The sequence below is a fragment of the Pedobacter sp. UC225_65 genome (genome assembly GCF_042698365.1).
Taxonomy (GTDB): domain Bacteria; phylum Bacteroidota; class Bacteroidia; order Sphingobacteriales; family Sphingobacteriaceae; genus Pedobacter.
Genome location: NZ_CP170550.1, coordinates 175,746 through 195,205 on the forward strand (window position 1 = coordinate 175,746; position 19,460 = coordinate 195,205).

The following is a 19,460-nucleotide window of genomic DNA, read 5'->3' on the forward strand; positions in this document are numbered from 1 at the left end:
TGTCCCTTACACCTTATTGATTAATTGTTCATTGCCAACTGTCAACTGAAATTGCTCATTCAGATATTAGTATTTAGATTTGAATGCCAAGATTTTGTAGCTCATAACTTTCTACACCTAGACCTCGGTCTTACGGACTTTCGGCTTTTAACTATTTAGGCGCTCTTCTAAGCAGATAGAAACCTAAAAGACCAAAGAATATAGTAGGTATCAATGCCGCTGCCAGTGGAGGAAGCCCCCCTTTTGTAGAAAACATCTTGGCAAATTGATTGATTACAATATAAACAAAGCTGAAAAATATCCCTAACCCTAAGGGTAGGCCCACGCCACCTCTAACCTTACGAGATGATAAAGCAACACCGATCAGCGTAAGTACAAAGGCAGATAAAGGCTGGAACCAGCGTTTGTATTGTTCAAACAGTAGGTCGCTCATAATGCCCGAACCCCTTGTTTTTTCCTTCTTGATCTTATCGCTTAACTCCTTGTTCGTCATGCTTTCAAATACATTGTCGTAAGCAGAAAAGTCATTGGGGCGCATATCCAGAATGGTGTCTTTTGTTAAAGACTGGCCTGAAATCATGTTTTCTTTAAGGTCGTTTACATTACGTACACTATAATTGGATAGTTTCCATTGTCTTTTTAAAGAATCCCATTTAATGGTCTCGGCATATAATTTTTTACTTAATGCATCACCTTTGAACTTGTCGAGTAAAAATCGATAGCCAATGTTTGTTCTATTGTCAAAATTCTCGATATAGATATAGGTATTGCTATCCAATTTCATATGGATATTGGACTTGGTAAAGGGGTCGTTCTTCTTTACGTATACGTTCTCAAAGGTATTTTTGATCTGATTGGTATAGGGTAGGATATAAAGGTTCGAAATCAGGTTAGCTGCAAAAATGATAAATGCAGAAATGAAATAAGGTCTTAAAAAACGGTTAAAACTTACTCCTCCACTTAAAATGGGCACAATTTCTGTTTGATCGGCCATTTTTGCAGTAAAAAAGATAACCGCAATAAAGTTGATCAATGGCGAAAGCATGTTTACGTAGTATGGTATAGAACCCGCATAATACTGGCTCAATACCTGCCAAGCGCTTAAATTGTTTTCCAAAAAGTCATCCAACTTTTCAGAAAGGTCAAAAATGACGATAATGATTACAAACAATACCAGGGTATATAAAAATGTACCTAAGTATTTGCCAATAATAAAAGCATCAATGATTTTTAAACGCCGCTTAAAGAAATTCATCTATAATTTATTCCCTAATATAGTTACCATTTTGTTTTTCCAAGCGTAAAATTCGCCCGAAATAATTTTTTCTCGTGCTTCGTTCACCAACCACAAATAAAAATGTAGGTTATGTAGGGTTGCAATCTGGGCACCTAGCATCTCTTTCGAGTGCATTAAATGCCTTAAATAGGCTTTGCTGTAAACTTGATCGGCATGCAGGTCGCTGTCAGCATCAATAGGAGAGAAATCGTTCGCCCATTTTTTATTGCTGATGTTGATGATTCCATTTCTTGTAAAAAGCATTCCATTTCTGGCATTTCTGGTTGGCATTACACAATCGAACATATCTACACCTAATGCAATATTCTCTAAAATATTTATAGGTGTACCAACACCCATTAAATATCTTGGTTTATCAGCAGGTAAAATATCGCAGACTACTTCTGTCATTCCGTACATTTCTTCTGCAGGTTCGCCAACAGATAGACCGCCAATGGCATTGCCTTCACGCTCCATTGAAGCAATAAACTCAGCAGATTTTACACGTAGACTTTATATACAGAACCCTGCACAATTGGAAACAATGTCTGGTCAAAACCATATTTAGGCGTTGTGGTATCAAACCGATGGCAACAACGTTTCAACCACCTGTGGGTCATGTTGATCGAGTTGGCTGCATATTTATAATCGCATGGGTAAGGAGTACACTCATCAAAGGCCATAATGATGTCTGCGCCGATGGTTCTTTGGATATCCATGGCATATTCTGGCGTAAACAAATGTTTTGAACCATCAATATGCGAACGGAAAGTAACGCCTTCCTCCTTGATTTTTCGTACTTTACTCAAAGAATAAACCTGATAACCACCGCTATCCGTTAAAATAGGCTTATCCCAACCAATAAATTTGTGCAATCCGCCAGCAGGCTCAATAATATCCAAACCCGGTCTAAGGTATAAATGATAGGTATTTCCTAAAATGATCTGGGCCTTAATGTCTTCTTTCAGCTCTCTTTGGTGTACTGCTTTTACCGTTCCGGCTGTACCTACAGGCATGAAAATAGGTGTTTTGATATCGCCATGCGCAGTTGTAACTGTTCCCGCCCTGGCTTTAGACAATGGGTCGTTTGCCTGTAAAGTAAATTTCATCTATCTATTTTATTTATAATAGGAGTCTTTGGTGTTCAAAACATTTGTTTTGATCCGATTGGACTTCCTATCTATGTATTCCTCTTCAAAAATCTGTCAAAAATAGGAAGAATATTCCTTTTATCGGGTATAGATGTGGGGTTTGTTGGTTGTTGGTGTTGGGTTATGGCCTTTTTGTTTATACAACATTTTGATAATCCAATCTGTCAATCGATCATTTTGTGCGCTTTTGCTCTTTTTTTATCAACATCAAGCCGCATTGTAGATTAAAAATGAGACATTTGCTAGCTTTCAAAAATACCATCGTGGAATTAAATATAATAGAGACCTGCCTGCTCGGCGCCCTAGTTTTTTGTTTTCTGGTTCAGCTTTATTTTAGCCTTTTTGTGCACTTGAAATTAGCAGTAGCAAAAATCCAAAGTATTCCTGAAAATGCCTTTAATCCCATCAGTGTGGTGGTTTATGCCAGAAACGAAGCTAAAAGTCTAGAGAAATACCTATCCCATATCCTAAATCAAAACTACCCAAATTTTGAAGTGGTTGTGGTTAACGATAAGTCTTGGGATGGCACTTATGAACTTTTGGAGAACTTGTCTAAACAATATGAAAAGCTAAAAGTAGTAACCGTTGCCGAAGGCGATAAGTTTATTGCAGGTAAAAAGTTTGCAGTTACGATGGGTATTAAAGCAGCAAGTTATGATTGGTTGGTACTTACAGACGCAGATTGCGAACCAGCTTCGCCAAATTGGTTAATGGGTATGCAACAACCAGCTGCAGAAAGCACCGAAATTGTATTGGGTTATGCACCTCTGATGAAAAAGGGTGGGTTTTTAAATGTAATGATGCGTTTGGAAACGTTTTTTACAGCAGTAAACTATCTGGCGTATGCGCTAAAAGGAAAACCTTATATGGGTATAGGTAGAAACCTGGCCTATAAAAAATCATTATTTTTTAAAAATAAGGGGTTTGCTGCACACATGCATATTTCGGCAGGTGACGATGACCTTTTTGTGAATAGCAACGGAAACCGTAGCAATACCGAGATCCAGATCAATAAAGAAGCGCAGGTATGGGGCGAACCTAAAACTTCGTTGATTGCCTATTTAAGAGAAAAGAAAGTCCAAAAGGGTGCTAAAGCATTATATCGAGCAGGGCATAAGTTAAGGTCAGCGATCCAAACAACAGCACAATTCTTGTTTTATGTTTTTACCATTGCATTATTGTGCTTTACCGCAACCTTATATCTGGCTATTGGTATTTTTGTGTTGAATTTGATCATCAGGTGTTTGATTTATCCACGTTTGCTTAACCGTTTAAATTATGGCGAATTGAGATGGTGGTTCCCCTTGTTGGACATCATTTTGTTTGTTTTTGTAGTGTTTAATAGCTTTCTGTCTATATTTGTGAAAAAAGTACAGTGGAAATAACCCAAACTCATTATGTCTGAAGTTAAACCCGACCTCATCTTAAAATATTTTAAAGACTTAAGCGAAGAGCAGCTGGCCCAGTTTTCGCAGTTGTATGAGCTTTACAGTTTTTGGAATGCGCAAATCAACGTGATTTCGAGAAAAGACATCGATGAGCTATATGAGCGCCATATTCTACATTCACTAGGTATTGCTAAATTCTGTACTTTCAAAGCAGGAGAAAGTGTATTGGATGTAGGTACAGGTGGTGGTTTTCCTGGTATTCCATTGGCCATCCTGTTCCCAGAAACACAGTTCCATTTGGTAGATTCGATTGGCAAAAAGATAAAAGTGGTAACCGAGGTTGCTGCAGCTTTAGGGCTTAAAAACGTAAAAGCAAGCCATTTAAGGGCAGAACAGGTTACCGATAAATATAATTTTGTGGTGTCTAGGGCCGTAACAAGACTGATTGATTTTTACCCTTGGATACGTGGCAAATTTGCCAAAGAAAATAAAAATGCCATCCAAAATGGGATTCTATATCTAAAAGGAGGGGATCTAACTGAAGAGATCAAAGAATCTAGACTGAAAGCAGAATTACATCCACTTTCAGCCTATTTCGATGAAGCGTTTTTTGAAACCAAATACGTGGTTTACATTCCTCAATAAACGCTATCTGCATTAAATGTCAACATTTGATATTATAAAAGACCAAGAAGGTTATGGATTCTTTTTGTCGACAACGATTTTAATAGATGGTGATTTTGGGTCTGATTTAATTTCGTAAGTTGGAGTTTGATCACTTACTGTAATAGAAGGTAGTTTTCTGATCAATTTAGCAATATCTCCATTAGAAATCTGTTTTGGCTTATTGGTCTCTTTATCCATTACGGTGATAGGAGGTAATTTCGAGATCAATTTAGCCACATCTTCTTTCATCTTCTCTTCCTTTTGTTGGTCAGATCCTTTTTTTTCATCCAGCTTCAAAGTTGGAGGAGGAAATTTAACATCATCCTTCTTCACTACCGGAGGAGGGAACTTGATCATGTCTCCTTTTGTTTTTTGAGCCTTGTTTTGATGTGGGGGAGGTGGCTCAACCGCTGGAGGTACCTTAACTTCGGTAATGTATTTAAGCCCACTGCCTTTAATTACAACAGCACCTCGTTTTCCTTTTTCATTTCCATACACCTTGATTGCTTCAATTGGACTCAGATAAGTTACGCTTTCAGTTTGTGTAACCCCATGGAAAGTGCTATTGTCTGTAACTGGTTCTCCATTTACGATAATGTAGCGTTTATCAACATTTACCATTTTATCCAATGTCTTGTTATATTGGTGTCTTGGATGAAAACTGGTCTGTACATCTGGTTTCACAATTGGAGGTGGAAATTTGATTTGGTCTACTTTTGGTGGTGGTTGATTAAGCATAACCGATTTTAACCAATTAATATGGTCACCGGTAATCTCTACAGCTCCATATTTAGCCTCATTTCCGTACTTTTTGATCGCCTGTTCAGCATTCAATTCGGTAACTTTTTGAGTGTTACTTACCCCATAAAAAGTGTTGAGGTCCGCTACTTTTTTGCCATTAACCACAATGTACCTTTTTTCTATGGAACGTACTTTACCCGTTTTAGGGTCTGAAATCAGCTTTGGAATAAAACTGTTTGATAATCTGATTCTATCAAATTTGACATCTCTTTTTACATTCTGAACTTTTGGTGCAGTCTGCTTTTTGATATCCTCTACCTTGATCACCTCTTGTGGGTTGGTTTTAGCAGTGCTGCTTTTCTCCGGAAGCAGGTCTACATAACCATAATCTTTTGTAAATGCCATGGTAGAGGCACATAACATGGCGCCACCCAAAGGGAGCACCAGCAGCAACCTGAGTTTGGCCCAGGCAGCCGTTCTTTTTTTGTTTAACATGTTAATTCTCCTTTTTAATATTGATTGATTGAAAATTTGGTTCGTAAGTGGGGTTGGCCTAATGCCAAAAGAGTTTTCGATCAAGAACATGGCATACTCATGTTTATGGATGTCGTTACTTGTGGTCAACTCGTCAGCAATATATTCGTGTAATAGCGTAATGTCTCTTTTAATGAAGTAAATCATCGGATTGAACCAACAGATGATTTGTAATACCTCAAAAAACAGGATGTCTATGCTATGTTTTTGTTTGATATGCACCATTTCATGTTTTAAAACAGTTTGCTTATCGGCCAGATGTGGATGGATGAACAAAAGATTGAAGAAAGAAAATGCTGTGGTCTGTTCATTCAACTCGATCAATGTAATGGCTCCTGCATTCGTTTTATTGGCATTTAACCAAAGTTTGATGATCTTGGCCAAGCCTATTGCCAATTTAACAGCAAAACAAAAGGCAATAAAAAGATAGATGGGATAGATGTAATCTGAAAAGTTAAAGGTTTGTACAATCGGGTAACTTCAATATAACTGATTGGGTTGAGAAACTTCCTTCTCCATAAACAGTACCTACTGTTGCAAAGTCGTCTACACTTGGCATAGGTTTTAGATAGCCAATCTGTAAAATAGGAAGTATAAAAGCGGTTATGCTGCTTAAAATTAGATAATAACGATTGCTATTATAAAAAGTCTCGTTGTATAAAAACAACCTATAAAACCCGTAAAAAATCAGCAAATAAAGATTTGCCTCGATCAAATAATACAACCAATCCATTATTTTTTGTTTTTAAGTTGTTCTGCCATTGCAATCAGTTCATCAAGCTCGTTCATATCCATGTTCTTTTCCTTTACCAAAAAAGAAACCAGACTCTGGTAATTGTTCTCAAAGTAGTTGTTCATTACCTTGTCAAACGCGAAATGTTTGTATTGTGCTTCGCTGATGATCGGAAAATAGATATGGGTGTTGCCAATCGCTTTATGATCAACAAAACCTTTGGTTTCTAAAACCCTAATTACCGTAGATACGGTATTATAAGCAGGCTTTGGTGGATCCATTTTGTCGATCACATCTTTTACAATGCCTTCTTTCATTTCCCAAAGGATTAACATGACTTGTTCTTCTGCTTTTGTTAACTCTCTCATTATATTTTTTTCTTTGTTGTTAATCTAAATCTACGACTATTTTTCTAGTTGACAAACTATTTTTGTAGTTTAGTTGTAACAATTTGATTTACATTGAATTAAAATTAGTGTAGGTGCAAAAAAATAAAATACTTACATTAGATTGGATGAGTTTAACACATAAGATAGCTTTGAGTTTGATCAAAGGGGTTGGGCCGATGTTGGCCAAAAACCTATTGGCCCACTTTGGCAGTGCCGAAGCAGTTTTTGCCGCTAAGAAAGCGCAGTTATTGAAAATAGAAGGCATAGGAGAGAAGACCGCCAATCATGTGCTGCAGCACAATGCCATAGAAAAGGCCGAAGAACAACTTCACTTTATTGAAAAGAACAATGTAGAAGTTTTATTTTATGCAGATGAGAATTATCCAAAAAGACTGAGGAACTGTTACGATGCGCCGTTGATCCTGTATTATAAAGGGACAGCCAATTTGAACCATAAAAGGATTGTCAGCATTGTGGGTACGCGAAATGCCACACCTTACGGCAAACTGCTCTGTAAACAACTGGTAGAAGCGCTACAGCCCTATCAGGTAGTGGTGATGAGTGGTTTGGCCCATGGAATAGATGCCATCGCACATAAAGAGAGTTTAAATAATGAAATACCTACAGTTGGTGTATTAGGACATGGTTTGGATAGGATTTATCCCGCAGTGCATAAAGAACTGACAAAAAAGATGGTGCATAATGGTGGGTTATTGACAGAGTTCTTGCCTGGTACCACTCCAGATTGAGAGAATTTCCCAAAAAGAAACCGGATAATTGCAGGCATTGCCGATGTGACGATTGTTGTGGAGGCTTCTTTAAAAGGAGGCGCGCTCATTACGGCAGAAATTGCCAATTCTTACAATAAAGATGTATATGCCTTTCCGGGTAGGACAAATGACGAATTTTCTGCTGGTTGTAATTTCTTGATCAAAACCAATAGGGCAGGGCTGATCAATCATCCAAAAGACCTGATCTATTACTTAGGTTGGGATGATGAGAAATCTCAAAAGGTAGAAGTACAAGCCCATTTACCATTAAATCTTACTCATGACGAACAAAAGCTTGTTGATATCCTGAAAGAGAAACCCTTAAGTGTTGACCAATTGGCGCTAAGTACCAATCTAACACAAAGTAAACTTGCCATTATATTACTGACACTAGAAATGCAGGGCATACTGGTTTCGCTACCTGGTAAAATATACAAGTTATCCTAATTTTATAGTATTTTTAGTATACTAATTAACTAGATTATGGAATAATATTTTTTAAATATTAATTTAATAAAATTTAGTTTCGAATAAATATTAAGTTGTAAAATACTTATTGTCATTGTGTACTTTTGCAGCATGTGGTATAATAATATTTTAGAAACCATTGGTAACACGCCATTGGTTAAATTAAACAACATTACTAAAGATGTTGCAGCTACGGTTTTGGCAAAAATTGAAACAACAAATCCAGGCAATTCTATTAAAGACCGAATGGCGGTAAAAATGATAGAAGATGCGGAGAAAAGTGGAAAATTAAAACCAGGAGGTACAATTATTGAAGGTACATCTGGTAATACCGGAATGGGCCTGGCAATGGCTGCTATCATTAAAGGATACAAGTGTATTTTTACCACAACAGATAAACAATCAAAAGAAAAGGTAGATGCCTTACGTGCGTTTGGAGCAGAAGTAATTGTTTGCCCTACCAATGTGGACTCCGAAAATCCCCGCTCTTATTATTCAGTTTCATCTCGTTTAGAGCGTGAAGTGCCTAATTCTTGGAAACCCAATCAGTACGATAACCTATCTAATAGTCAAGCACATTATGAGCAGACTGGGCCTGAAATCTGGAAACAAACAGAAGGTAAGATCACGCACTTGGTAGTAGGTGTAGGTACAGGTGGAACAATTTCTGGAACGGGTAAATATTTAAAAGAGCAAAATCCAAATATCAAAATCTGGGGAATTGACACCTATGGTTCAGTATTCAAAAAATACAAAGAGACAGGTATTTTAGATAAGGATGAGATTTATCCTTACATTACAGAGGGTATTGGAGAGGACTTTTTACCACAAAATGTAAATTTCGACATCATTGATCTTTTTGAAAAGGTAACCGATAAAGATGCGGCCTTAATGACCCGTGATATTGCACGTAAAGAAGGTATTTTTGCAGGTAATTCTGCCGGTTCTGCCATTGCCGGTCTTTTGCAATTGAAAGACCAATTGAAACCAGAAGATGTTGTGGTTGTTATTTTCCATGACCATGGTAGCCGTTACATGGGTAAAATGTATAACGAAGATTGGTTGCGCGAGCGTGGTTTCTTGAAAGATGAAAAACTAACAGCCCGTTCTATTATTGCTAAACGCTCTAATCAAGAGGTAGTTACCTTAGATTGCGAAAAAACTATTGTAGAAGCAATCAATATCATGAAGACTTTGAGCATTTCTCAATTGCCTGTTACCCAACAAGGGATGGTGATTGGTAAAGTTACAGAAAGCAATGTGTTAGAGGCTTTATTAGAAAACCCATCGTTAAAATCTAGTCCTGTAAAGAGATGATGACAGCATCTTTGCCATTTGTTGACCTAAATACCTCAATTGATAAGATATCTTCGATGATCAATAAAGACAACAGTGCGGTATTGGTAGAAGACGAACAAGGAAAATTCGAAATCATTACCCAATATGATATTATAGAAGCAATTTCTGGTTAATCAATAGACCAGATGCTTGGAGAAGAAACGTCATGGGCCTAGGGTCTATGACGTTTTTTTATTTAGGAAGTTGAATAAAGAAGATGGTACCGCCACTTGGATTGGGTTCAAACCAGATCTTACCCTGATGCCCCTCGACAATCTGTTTGGAAATAGATAAGCCCAGACCATAAGGCTTTTCTCCTGCAGTTCCCAAGCGTTTGGTTTTGGTAAACATGTCAAAAATCTTCTCTTCAAAATCTTTAGGGATGCCAATGCCATTATCGGCGATGTGAATGATTACTTTGATCCGATTCATTTTGGACATCAATAAGAATGGTAGAGTCTTTCGTGGCTAAATTTGATGGCATTCACAATAAGATTGTTGAATACTCGCCATAGTTTATCTGCATCGGCATTGATGAAAACCTCCTCATGGTTATTGATGACAATGTTTTGCTGCTTTTCACCTGCTTTAAAATTCAATAATGAAGTACATTGTTGTAACAACAACTGGATATTGAGTTTTTCCTTTTTAAATACAATTGCTCCTTGCCCATGTGTAGGGAGAACAGAACCTAGTAGTTCATTAATTAGACCCAATGCATTATCTGCAGAGGCTTTGATGATCTCTAAAGATGCTTTTTCATCCACTGGTTGATGGTCTTCTATCAAAAAAGCGGAAATTCCGGCAATGCCGCTAAGGGGGTTCCTCAGATCGTGGGCCATTACCTTCATTACCCTTGCGTAATTTTGGTTGGCATCTTCCAATTTTAATAAAGTTTCTTGTAGCTTTTGATTATGCCGTTCGATAATTTGGCTGCTTTTTTTAGCCAATTTGATATTTCTGAACATCAAAAAAGCAATAATGATCACCAAAAAGAGTAGAAATGCGGTAAAAATCAGATAGATGTTCTTTATGGTATCTTTTTTTTCAAGGTTCTGTAGGTTATAGCTCTGTTCTAGATTGACAAAATCCTTTTCTATATCAATAGAAGAGAGTTTAGCCTTGTCTTTATTAACAGAATCCCTTAAAACCAGATATTGCTGCTGCTTGGCATAGGCTAAATCGAATTTACCTTGTTGAGCGTAAAATTCGGACCTGGCTTTGTTCCACCTCGATTCTAATTCAGGATTTGGTTGTTTGACCAATATTGAATCTGCTTTTACAAAAGCTTGTTCAGCTGCTTTATAATTATGCTTAAGTGTATAGAGGTGTGCCAATTTGATCAATGGAGGTATCATTATGCCGTCACCTTCAGAGTATTTAGTGGCAATACTTCTTTTTAGCATTTCTTCTGCCTTATCAAGCTCGCCTTTTTTAAGTAGCACACTTCCCAGATTGTCCAATACAGTAGCGGCAGCATCATCTAAAGTTTTGGTATCAACTTTATTGTTTTTTCTTTTGATCTCTATGTAGTCCAGGTCCTTTTGAAAAAAGTGCCTTGCACTATCCAATAGATTAGCTTTTTCGTAGCTATAACCTGTATTGTTTAATAAGGCTTGTATTTCGTAAAACTCTTTGTTTGGATCGCTATAAGTGGCACAGGCCTGCTCTAGTTCGTAACTTTCCTTATAATATTTGGCAGATTGTTCAAATTTTCCCTGGATGAAATAGACATTACCCAAACGTACGTTCAATATCCTATTGCTACAGATATCTAGGTTCTTTTTACGGAAGGAACGGGCTTCTAGATAGTATAAAACTGCTTGGGTATATTTTTGAGCATCATATAAAGCATCTCCCTTTAAGAGTAAGGCATCGAAATAAGCATTTTTATTGGCAGCAATTATGTCTTGGTCATTAAAAAGGGCAATCGCGCTATCGGCGTATAGATTTAGTTTGGTTAAATCTTTTTCAGTGGCTTGAAGATATAGCTGTTTGATCCGATAGAATTTGGTTAAACGGGTTACATCATTCTTTCCAATGTATTTACGAACCGAATCTAAGGTGTCGATATAGGCCTTGGTAATGGGACCTAATTCTTTGTATTTTAGGATTTGGTCTAGCTGTTTACCTTCACTTTCAGAGGTCGTGTTTTTACAACCACTAATTCCAAAAAAAAAGTATTAAACATATAAATGCGAGTGATCTATACTTTAATACTTTTTGGATGGGGTTGTAAATCGTCATCTTAGTGGCTTGGGCCAGAGCCCTCTACCCGTTTAATCTGTGCACCTAATGCACGTAAGCGGATATCGATATCTTGGTAACCTCGTTCAATCTGCTCAATGTTGTAAATGGTCGAGGTACCTTCTGCAGATAGGGCTGCGATCAATAAGGAAACTCCAGCACGGATATCAGGAGATGTCATGCTGATTCCACGAAGTTTGTATTTTTTGTCGATACCATTAACGGTAGCACGATGCGGATCACATAAAATGATCTGTGCACCCATGTCTATCAATTTGTCTACAAAGAACAAGCGGCTTTCGAACATTTTTTGATGGATAAGTACCGAACCTCTTGCCTGTGAAGCTACGACCAAAACGATACTCAATAGATCCGGTGTAAATCCTGGCCATGGAGCATCTGCAATAGTCAAGATAGACCCATCAATAAAGGTGTCTATTTCATAGTGCTTTTGAGAAGGCACATAAATATCATCGCCTCTGCGCTCCAATTTGATTCCTAGTTTTTTGAAAACCTCAGGGATTACACCCAGCTCATCATAACAAACATTTTTGATGGTGATTTCTGATTCCGTCATGGCAGCTAAACCAATAAAAGAACCGATTTCAATCATGTCAGGCAACATTCTGTGCTCGGTTCCACCTAGTTTCTTAACCCCTTCAATGGTTAAAAGGTTAGAACCAATACCCGAAATCTTTGCACCCATGCGGTTCAACATCTTACACAATTGTTGTAGATAAGGCTCGCAGGCAGCATTATAGATGGTGGTGGTACCTTTTGCCAAAACAGCAGCCATTACAATATTTGCAGTTCCGGTTACCGATGCTTCGTCCAATAAAATGTATGCCCCTTTTAAATTGGTGGCATCAACGTTGAAAAATGCTTTTTTAGAATCGTAAATGAATTTTGCACCTAGTTTTTCAAAACCGATAAAGTGGGTGTCCAAACGTCTACGGCCAATTTTATCGCCACCTGGTTTAGGGATTGCTGCTTTACCAAAACGGGCCAATAATGGACCAACGATCATGATAGAACCACGCAGGCCTCCGCCTTTTGCCCTAAATGTATCTGATTGGAAGAAATCAAGGTTAATGTTTTTTGCTTCGAAAGTATAGGTGTCTTTGTTGATCCGTTCAACGGTTACCCCTAGGTCTCCCAATAATTCGATCAGCTTGTTTACATCTTTGATATCTGGGATATTGCTGATGGTAATTTTTTGGTCGGTTAATAAAACTGCCGATAAAATCTGTAAAGCCTCATTTTTTGCCCCTTGTGGAGTAATTTCGCCTTTTAATTTTTTACCGCCTATGATTTCGAATGCATTCATCTGTATATATTTATCTGCTTATTGTTTTTGAAACAACAGGTATTTCTTTTGATTAGTGTCTTTGTTTTTGGTTGTTATTGTTACGCTGGCGACCGTTGTTATTGTTGTTGTTCTGGCGACCTTTGTTATTGTTCTGACGACCACGATTGTTGTTGTTACTTGGTCTGTTGGCCTGAGGTCTGAATTCAACTTTTTGTAAGTTTACATTTTCTTCCAGTTCTAGATTACCGCCAGAAAGTTCTCTTAGGTTTTTAAGAATAACCTCATCAGCAACATTGTCTTTGTTCCATTGTACATAGGCCATTTTCATGAAATTGGCAATGCCTTGTACCATAGCAGATTTACGTTCTGGGTTTTCCTCTTCCATGGTTTTTGAAATCAGTTTCTCAACAGTTTTACCATAATGTTTATAGGTGATTTTTTGTTGGGGATAACCGATATGCGCAGGTTTAAACTGTGCTGCCTCTGGTAAAGGTTTCGGATAAGGGCTGTCTACATCGATCTTATAATCAGAAATGATATGTAGATGGTCCCATAATTTATGTTTAAAATCGGCAACATCACGTAAATGTGGGTTTAAAAAACCCATCAGATCAATAACGGCCTGTGCATATTTATTGCGTTCTTCTTTGGTCGGCAAATCAATAATGTACTTCACCATGTTCTGTACATTACGGCCATATTCTGCCAAAATTAAATCGCTACGCGTTGTATTATAATCGAAATTCATGAATAATTTAATTGTTGAAAATTAGCTATTGTTATGCACATTATGAAATAACCAAAACAAAAAAATAGGTGTTGAGAAACAAAACATATTTTTCACAGAGAAATCTTGGTTAAGAATTCATCGAAATGTTGCCATTCTTTGCTTCAAAGATATACAATTAATAGGCAGCTAACAGCATCTCTGCTATATTTATTTCACAATTCGCAATTTGGCAAATTTTAATAACAATTGTTTGTTTCCCAGACCTTGAAAAAATACGGTCGCCTTTACATCTGGCAAACTGCCTTCCAGGTTCACAATTTTACCAAATCCGAACTTCTCATGTTCAACATCCATACCATTTTGAAACTCGTTGGCAGCATTGGGTGTAAAACCAGCTGTTGGTACGTGTGCCTTAGGTAAAATCGAAGTTGTTTTTGGCCTAATTACGGTGGTACTGGTAGTAGGTTTAGGTGTAAACTCACGTTGTTGACTCCAGCTTTTGCGTTCGTTGTCAAAACTGTTTTCACCGAAATTGCTTTTCGCAGGCTTTACCACTTCTAATTCTAGATAAGATGGATTGATCTCGTTGATGAAACGGCTTGGTTCGCAAGAAGTTAAAGTACCCCAACGGTAGCGTGAAGTAGAATAAGTAATGGTTAACTTCTTTTCTGCCCTGGTAATGGCTACGTAGAATAAACGTCGCTCTTCCTCTAGATCAGTTCTCGAAGTTAAAGACATTTGTGATGGAAACAGGTTTTCTTCCAATCCTACAATAAATACATTTTTAAACTCCAATCCTTTGGCAGAGTGGATGGTCATTAAAGAAACGGTATCCTTGTCTTTATCATCTTGACGGTCGTCATTGGTCAATAAGGCAATATCCTGCATAAAAATGGCCAAACTGCGGTCTTCGATATCTTCTCGTTCAGCAAATTCCTTGATCCCGTTCAACAATTCCTGTATGTTTTCGTAACGGCTACGTCCTTCTACGCTATCATCGGTATGCAGTTCCTTTAAAATACCCGAGTGTTGCGCAATAAACAAGGCAGTATCGTAGGCATCCAATTTTTTTGATTCTGCTGCAAAACTCTGGATCATTACCGCAAAATCATTCAACTGATTGGCAATCCTACCTTCAATATATTGTTGCGGGTTACAGATCACCTGCCACATGGTTACATCATGTTTGTCGGCTGCAACTGCAATTTTTTCAATAGTGGTATCGCCCAAACCACGACGTGGATAGTTGATCACCCGTTTAATGGCCTCTTCATCAGCAGGATTAAAGGTTAGACGGAAATAGGCAATTAAGTCTTTGATCTCCTTACGTTGGTAAAAAGATAGACCGCCATAGATCTTATATGGCACATTCAACTTCCGTAAAGCTTCCTCCATTGCTCTACTTTGGGCATTGGTACGGTATAAAATGGCAAAATCTTTATATTGTATGCCTGCGTTTGCTCTGTCCTGTACAATGGCTTCGGCTACCAATTTACCTTCTTCATTGTCGGTAAAAGCTCTCGAAACCTTGATCCTATCACCTTTCTCATTTTCAGAGAAAACGTTTTTCTCCAATTGGTTCTTATTGTTGGCAATGATGCTATTGGCCACTTCTACAATGCTTTGTGTAGAACGGTAGTTCTGTTCCAACTTATAGACCTTTAGCTCAGGATAATCGCGCTCGAAGTTTAGGATGTTTTGGATATTTGCTCCACGGAAAGCATAGATACTTTGTGCGTCGTCACCCACTACACAGATATTTTGGTGTGCAGCTGCCAATTTTTTTACAATGGTATATTGCGAAAAGTTGGTATCCTGGTACTCATCAACCATTAAGTATTTAAACTTGTGCTGGTATTTATTTAAAACGTCTGGGTGGTTTTTAAGCAGGATATTGGTTTTGAACAACAGGTCGTCAAAATCCATTGCACCAGCTTTGTAGCAACGTTTGGCATAAGTATCATAGATCAATCCTAACAAGGGGCGTTTATTGCCTGCATCTTCGGCTTGGATCTGGTCGTTTTCTAAATACTCGGTTGCAGAAATCAAGTTGTTCTTCGCGGCTGATATGCGATTGTATACCACATTTGCAGCATATAATTTATCATCCAACTGCATTTCTTTTAAAATGCTACGGATCAAACTTTTGCTATCGTCGGTATCGTAGATGGTGAAATTAGAAGGATAACCTATTTTCTCTGCTTCGACCCTTAATATTTTGGCAAATACCGAGTGGAAAGTTCCCATCCAGATATTTTTGGCTTCGCTACCCACTACTTTTCCAATGCGCTCACGCATATCCTTACTGGCTTTGTTGGTAAAGGTCAATACCAAAATGTTAAAAGCATCCACACCTTTTTGTATCAGGTGCGCCACCCTATAAGTAATTACCCTGGTTTTGCCTGAACCTGCACCAGCAACAATCATTACTGGTCCTTCAGTGTTTTCTACTGCTGCGCGTTGTTGTGGGTTTAATCCTTCTAAATAATCCAAATCAGCTCCTGTCTTTTGAGGTCCAAAAATAGCAAATTATGTGCTTTTATCGGAATTTGTTGGTAAAGAAATTAATTGTTTATTGAGACGCCAGTTTTGAGGTAGGCTTATCGAAACCTTAGACCCTAAGCCTTCAACCTTAGACCTTGCAACCTCATGCCTACATCCATTCTTCACTTCCGCTTTCTATCTGATATAGCCAATAGTTGACCAAAGATTTGATTCTCGGTATAATTGCCATATTTAAAGTGGATGGTACCCGCGGCGGTGTGCAGGTTAACATGGCCAACATCTACACCTTTGTGCCAAGGATATTGAAATGTGGTAATGGATTGGATCTTATGTGGGAAGATGATTTCGTGTGAAACATCCCAAATGCCCGATTTCTTGATGATAAAATCTTGGCTCACCATTAAGCGATGTCTAGTATAACTGATATAGATCATGCCAATTACGATGACAGCATAACCAATGGCCAGCGGATAAAAGGCTTTGACTACTTCAAAATTAGCTGAAAATATAAAGAAGATAATGAGCGGGATAGCCACATTAAAGAAAATAGGTAGGTTTAAGAAACGATAGTTCGGGACAAAACTTGCGCTTTCGGCAGGAATCTTGCCCAAGATCATCTTTAACAGTTCATCACGCTCAGTTGGGTTACAACCCGGAACCTCAAGATTGGACTTCTGTCTTTCTTTTTCATTTCCTGCCTCGCCATCATGTGCCTGTTTCAAGTTCAAATTCAACATATTGAACTTTTTTTGAAAGTAATTCTGGCTGTAGGTAGTGATCTGAACTTTATGTGGGCTCAACAAAGTGTTCTTCTTGGCAAAAAGTCCTGAAGAAATGAGCAATGAATGCCGATGTTGGCTAATCTCGAAATCGAAATATTTAACAAAGGTTCTCACAATGTTTATGGCCAACAATACAAATAGCAATAAGGCAATGAGTATTCCAACCGAAAAAAGCGAAACACCACTTTTGATGGCTGCCTCTACTTGTCCATCATCGCTGGCAAAAGCCTTTAAAAGCTCTTTCGTATTGTGGAATAACGCATAGGTAAAACCCAACAATAAGGCCAAGCTACTGCCATAATTAGAAGTAAGTCCTACCTTAAATAAAGTAGTGATACTGATTTTTAAAAATGAGGCTTTGGGTTGTGTCTGTGCCTGTTCTTGAACTGCGCTATCCTCAATGACGGTTTTATGGACATTTAACAGGCGTTCCTTTAAACTGTAGGCAATCTGTTCGTTAATGGCCTTGATGCTTACTTCCTTGCCATCGCCACCAGGCGTATCTATCTGTAGGCTAAATACACCGATCATCTTTTGTAAAAGCGATTGGTTGATGTTTACCTGTTGGATCTTGTCTAATTGTATGGTCAGCAGGTTTTTATTGAATATCCCTTTGTTGATGATAAATGCCTGATTGGCCTCATCTATATAGAAAGTAAATTTTTTATAGTTGAAATAGGAATAGGTCAAAACGATGAACAACAAAGCCACAGTACCCAAACCGGTATACCAAAGCATATTGTGGTCTACCTTCACTATAAAAATAATGATGGGGAAGATCATGGCCCTTATTACATGTTGCAACGTATTTGCCGCCATAATAATGATACCGGCAGCAGATTGTCTTTGTGGTTTGCTGAAATCGTAATCCATTAATCTGCAGCTAAACTTTCTAATAAATCTATTCTTTTAAGCAAGGCCTCTTTGATAACGCTGGCTTTTTCAACTGGGATGCCAGCAATATGCATATGCCCCGCACTGCCTCCAGCAGTATGGATTTCTAAAGTAGCCAAACCATACATCCTCGAAAAAACACCTTCGTCCAACGATACATGTTGTATCCTATTTAAAGGTACAATGGATGTTTTTTCGGCAATGATGCCACTTTTATAGACGATATCTTTTTCCCTTAAAGCATAACCTCTTTTTTTGAAACTAGCCCTGTGGATCAAGAAGAGTAAAATGCCAAAAACCAAAAAACCACCAATAATGGGGTAGGTGTAAGGCTTGATATAGGTGTTTAGCCAAAGAAAAAGGCCTAAGCCTATGCCGATGATGAATAAGAAGATGCAGATATTGATGATAATTACTTTCCAATATTTTTGGTCGGGTGCGGTAAGTACGATTTCCTGATATTTTGGGAGTTTATCCAGGTCGATGGTCTCGTTGGTAAAATCTTGCATTTGCCTTTAATTATGCACTAAAGATAATGATAAAGGAATAAAGTCGATATTTAAAGTTAACGAATAACAACCATTTTTTTGGTCGTGACATATAACCCAGAACTCGTGGCCACCCTATAGATATAAACACCCGGATTGAGATAGTCTAAATTGATCTGGATGGTATGCTTTCCAGTATTCAGGTATTCGTGTAACACGGTTTGTATGAGCTTGCCCTGTATGTTGTAGATCTTAAACTCTACTTTATCAGCTTCAGGCATGATAATATCTACAGATGTTTGACTTTTACCCGGATTTGGATAGTTTTGGCTTACCGTAAACTGTAAAAATCTTTCTGCAATGATTTTGTTGATCGCGTCGAATAACACAAAGCTGATCAATCTGTTGCCCCTCGCATTCGGATGTACAGCATCTTGATAAAGTGTGAAATCCCTGCGCATGGCCGCGTTAATATCGCCAAGATAAATATTGTATTCTTTGATCAGGCGTTTATACATATCGTTGATCGCCCTAACCTGTAAATTAACCCTTCTATAAAGCGCACTGGTTCTGTCATCAAAATTTTGAAGTGTACATACAATAGGTACGAGGTTTTGATTGAGAGACTTTACAATCAATGTACGCATATTGGCTTCTGTTTGTGCAAGTGTCATTTTGCCCGCATCGATCTGTAGCGCATCATTGGCTCCCATTAAGATCACAATGAAACCAGTTTTATCAGCTATGGCATTGTCAATGCGCAATAGGCCTTGTGCAGTGGTTTCTCCGCTCACACCATATTTCTGGATATTAATGGTTTTGTTGATGTAACAGTTAACAAAGTTGGTGGTAAGGTAGGTCTGGAAATTAAGCCCATTTACACCCTCAACCGTACTGGCACCAAAAGTGATTACGTTTACACTATCTTTTGAAAAATATTTGGCCGATTCGGGGCAGCTCGCTCCAGTGATCTGGGCGATGGTTTTTAAAGAAAAACAAAGTAAAAGTGCAATGCATAGCGCTAATGCCCGAAATCTCATCCCTAAATATA

Annotated in this window: 13 protein-coding genes and 3 pseudogenes; 4 read left to right on the top strand and 12 right to left on the bottom strand. The window is 38.0% G+C overall.

What is annotated here, in order from left to right; translation table 11 throughout:
- Positions 1 to 151: 151 nt before the first annotated feature.
- A complete protein-coding gene (locus ACFJIZ_RS00900; RefSeq protein ID WP_379089803.1) occupies positions 152 to 1,255 on the bottom strand; it encodes an LptF/LptG family permease in 1,104 nt (367 codons plus the stop codon).
- A pseudogene (tgt, locus tag ACFJIZ_RS00905) lies at positions 1,256 to 2,385 on the bottom strand (tRNA guanosine(34) transglycosylase Tgt).
- A 386-nt stretch (positions 2,386 to 2,771) separates the two neighbouring features.
- Here tgt and ACFJIZ_RS00910 point away from each other — a divergent pair.
- Positions 2,772 to 3,812, top strand: coding sequence for a glycosyltransferase (locus ACFJIZ_RS00910; protein WP_379089805.1), 1,041 nt, complete (start codon positions 2,772 to 2,774; stop codon positions 3,810 to 3,812).
- Positions 3,813 to 3,824: 12 nt separating this feature from the next.
- Entirely contained in the window at positions 3,825 to 4,460 is a 636-nt protein-coding gene (gene rsmG, locus ACFJIZ_RS00915; protein ID WP_379089807.1) for a 16S rRNA (guanine(527)-N(7))-methyltransferase RsmG, read from the top strand.
- Between the two features lie 51 nt (positions 4,461 to 4,511).
- Here rsmG and ACFJIZ_RS00920 read toward each other — a convergent pair whose 3' ends face one another.
- Both ACFJIZ_RS00920 and ACFJIZ_RS00925 read right to left on the bottom strand, forming a co-directional pair.
- Positions 4,512 to 6,140: a M56 family metallopeptidase gene (locus ACFJIZ_RS00920; protein ID WP_379089809.1), complete on the bottom strand. Its 1,629-nt coding sequence runs from the start codon at positions 6,138 to 6,140 to the stop codon at positions 4,512 to 4,514.
- Positions 6,141 to 6,488: 348 nt separating this feature from the next.
- Positions 6,489 to 6,857: a BlaI/MecI/CopY family transcriptional regulator gene (locus tag ACFJIZ_RS00925; protein WP_379089811.1), complete on the bottom strand. Its 369-nt coding sequence runs from the start codon at positions 6,855 to 6,857 to the stop codon at positions 6,489 to 6,491.
- A 146-nt stretch (positions 6,858 to 7,003) separates the two neighbouring features.
- Between ACFJIZ_RS00925 and dprA the strand changes: the two are divergent.
- Positions 7,004 to 8,095: pseudogene (gene dprA / locus ACFJIZ_RS00930) on the top strand (DNA-processing protein DprA).
- A gap of 132 nt (positions 8,096 to 8,227) precedes the next feature.
- Positions 8,228 to 9,588 (top strand): annotated as a pseudogene (locus tag ACFJIZ_RS00935) (pyridoxal-phosphate dependent enzyme).
- Positions 9,589 to 9,646: 58 nt separating this feature from the next.
- Here the strand turns inward: ACFJIZ_RS00935 and ACFJIZ_RS00940 are convergent.
- From ACFJIZ_RS00940 to ACFJIZ_RS00975, 8 genes are all read right to left on the bottom strand, one after another.
- A complete protein-coding gene (locus ACFJIZ_RS00940; protein ID WP_379089813.1) occupies positions 9,647 to 9,886 on the bottom strand; it encodes a sensor histidine kinase in 240 nt (79 codons plus the stop codon).
- A gap of 8 nt (positions 9,887 to 9,894) precedes the next feature.
- Positions 9,895 to 11,208 (bottom strand): histidine kinase dimerization/phospho-acceptor domain-containing protein, encoded by a 1,314-nt coding sequence (locus tag ACFJIZ_RS00945; RefSeq protein ID WP_379089815.1) that lies wholly within the window; start codon positions 11,206 to 11,208, stop codon positions 9,895 to 9,897.
- Positions 11,209 to 11,702: 494 nt separating this feature from the next.
- Positions 11,703 to 13,028, bottom strand: a complete 1,326-nt coding sequence (gene murA, locus ACFJIZ_RS00950; RefSeq protein ID WP_379089817.1) for a UDP-N-acetylglucosamine 1-carboxyvinyltransferase — start codon at positions 13,026 to 13,028, stop codon at positions 11,703 to 11,705.
- 52 nt (positions 13,029 to 13,080) lie between these two features.
- Positions 13,081 to 13,758, bottom strand: coding sequence for a DUF4290 domain-containing protein (locus ACFJIZ_RS00955; RefSeq protein ID WP_379089819.1), 678 nt, complete (start codon positions 13,756 to 13,758; stop codon positions 13,081 to 13,083).
- Positions 13,759 to 13,947: 189 nt separating this feature from the next.
- Positions 13,948 to 16,233 carry an ATP-dependent helicase gene (locus tag ACFJIZ_RS00960; RefSeq protein WP_379089821.1) on the bottom strand — a complete coding sequence of 762 codons (2,286 nt, stop codon included), beginning with the start codon at positions 16,231 to 16,233 and terminating at the stop codon, positions 13,948 to 13,950.
- 173 nt (positions 16,234 to 16,406) lie between these two features.
- On the bottom strand, positions 16,407 to 17,900 hold the full coding sequence (locus ACFJIZ_RS00965) for a PH domain-containing protein (RefSeq protein ID WP_379089823.1): 1,494 nt from the start codon (positions 17,898 to 17,900) through the stop codon (positions 16,407 to 16,409).
- On the bottom strand, positions 17,900 to 18,430 hold the full coding sequence (locus ACFJIZ_RS00970; protein WP_379089825.1) for a PH domain-containing protein: 531 nt from the start codon (positions 18,428 to 18,430) through the stop codon (positions 17,900 to 17,902). The genes ACFJIZ_RS00965 and ACFJIZ_RS00970 overlap by 1 nt, the downstream gene beginning before the upstream one ends.
- Before the next feature lie 56 nt (positions 18,431 to 18,486).
- Entirely contained in the window at positions 18,487 to 19,449 is a 963-nt protein-coding gene (locus ACFJIZ_RS00975) for a GDSL-type esterase/lipase family protein (RefSeq protein ID WP_379089827.1), read from the bottom strand.
- Between the last annotated feature and the right edge of the window lie 11 nt (positions 19,450 to 19,460).

Excerpts from the sequence above, each read along its gene's own strand:
- ACFJIZ_RS00925 (WP_379089811.1), bottom strand. The coding sequence starts at position 6,857 with ATGAGAGAGTTAACAAAAGCAGAAGAACAAGTCATGTTAATCCTTTGG.
- ACFJIZ_RS00940 (WP_379089813.1), bottom strand. The coding sequence starts at position 9,886 with ATGAATCGGATCAAAGTAATCATTCACATCGCCGATAATGGCATTGGC.
- murA (WP_379089817.1), bottom strand. The coding sequence starts at position 13,028 with ATGAATGCATTCGAAATCATAGGCGGTAAAAAATTAAAAGGCGAAATT.
- rsmG (WP_379089807.1), top strand. The coding sequence starts at position 3,825 with ATGTCTGAAGTTAAACCCGACCTCATCTTAAAATATTTTAAAGACTTA.
- ACFJIZ_RS00955 (WP_379089819.1), bottom strand. The coding sequence starts at position 13,758 with ATGAATTTCGATTATAATACAACGCGTAGCGATTTAATTTTGGCAGAA.
- ACFJIZ_RS00965 (WP_379089823.1), bottom strand. The coding sequence starts at position 17,900 with ATGGATTACGATTTCAGCAAACCACAAAGACAATCTGCTGCCGGTATC.
- ACFJIZ_RS00975 (WP_379089827.1), bottom strand. The coding sequence starts at position 19,449 with ATGAGATTTCGGGCATTAGCGCTATGCATTGCACTTTTACTTTGTTTT.
- ACFJIZ_RS00900 (WP_379089803.1), bottom strand. The coding sequence starts at position 1,255 with ATGAATTTCTTTAAGCGGCGTTTAAAAATCATTGATGCTTTTATTATT.
- ACFJIZ_RS00970 (WP_379089825.1), bottom strand. The coding sequence starts at position 18,430 with ATGCAAGATTTTACCAACGAGACCATCGACCTGGATAAACTCCCAAAA.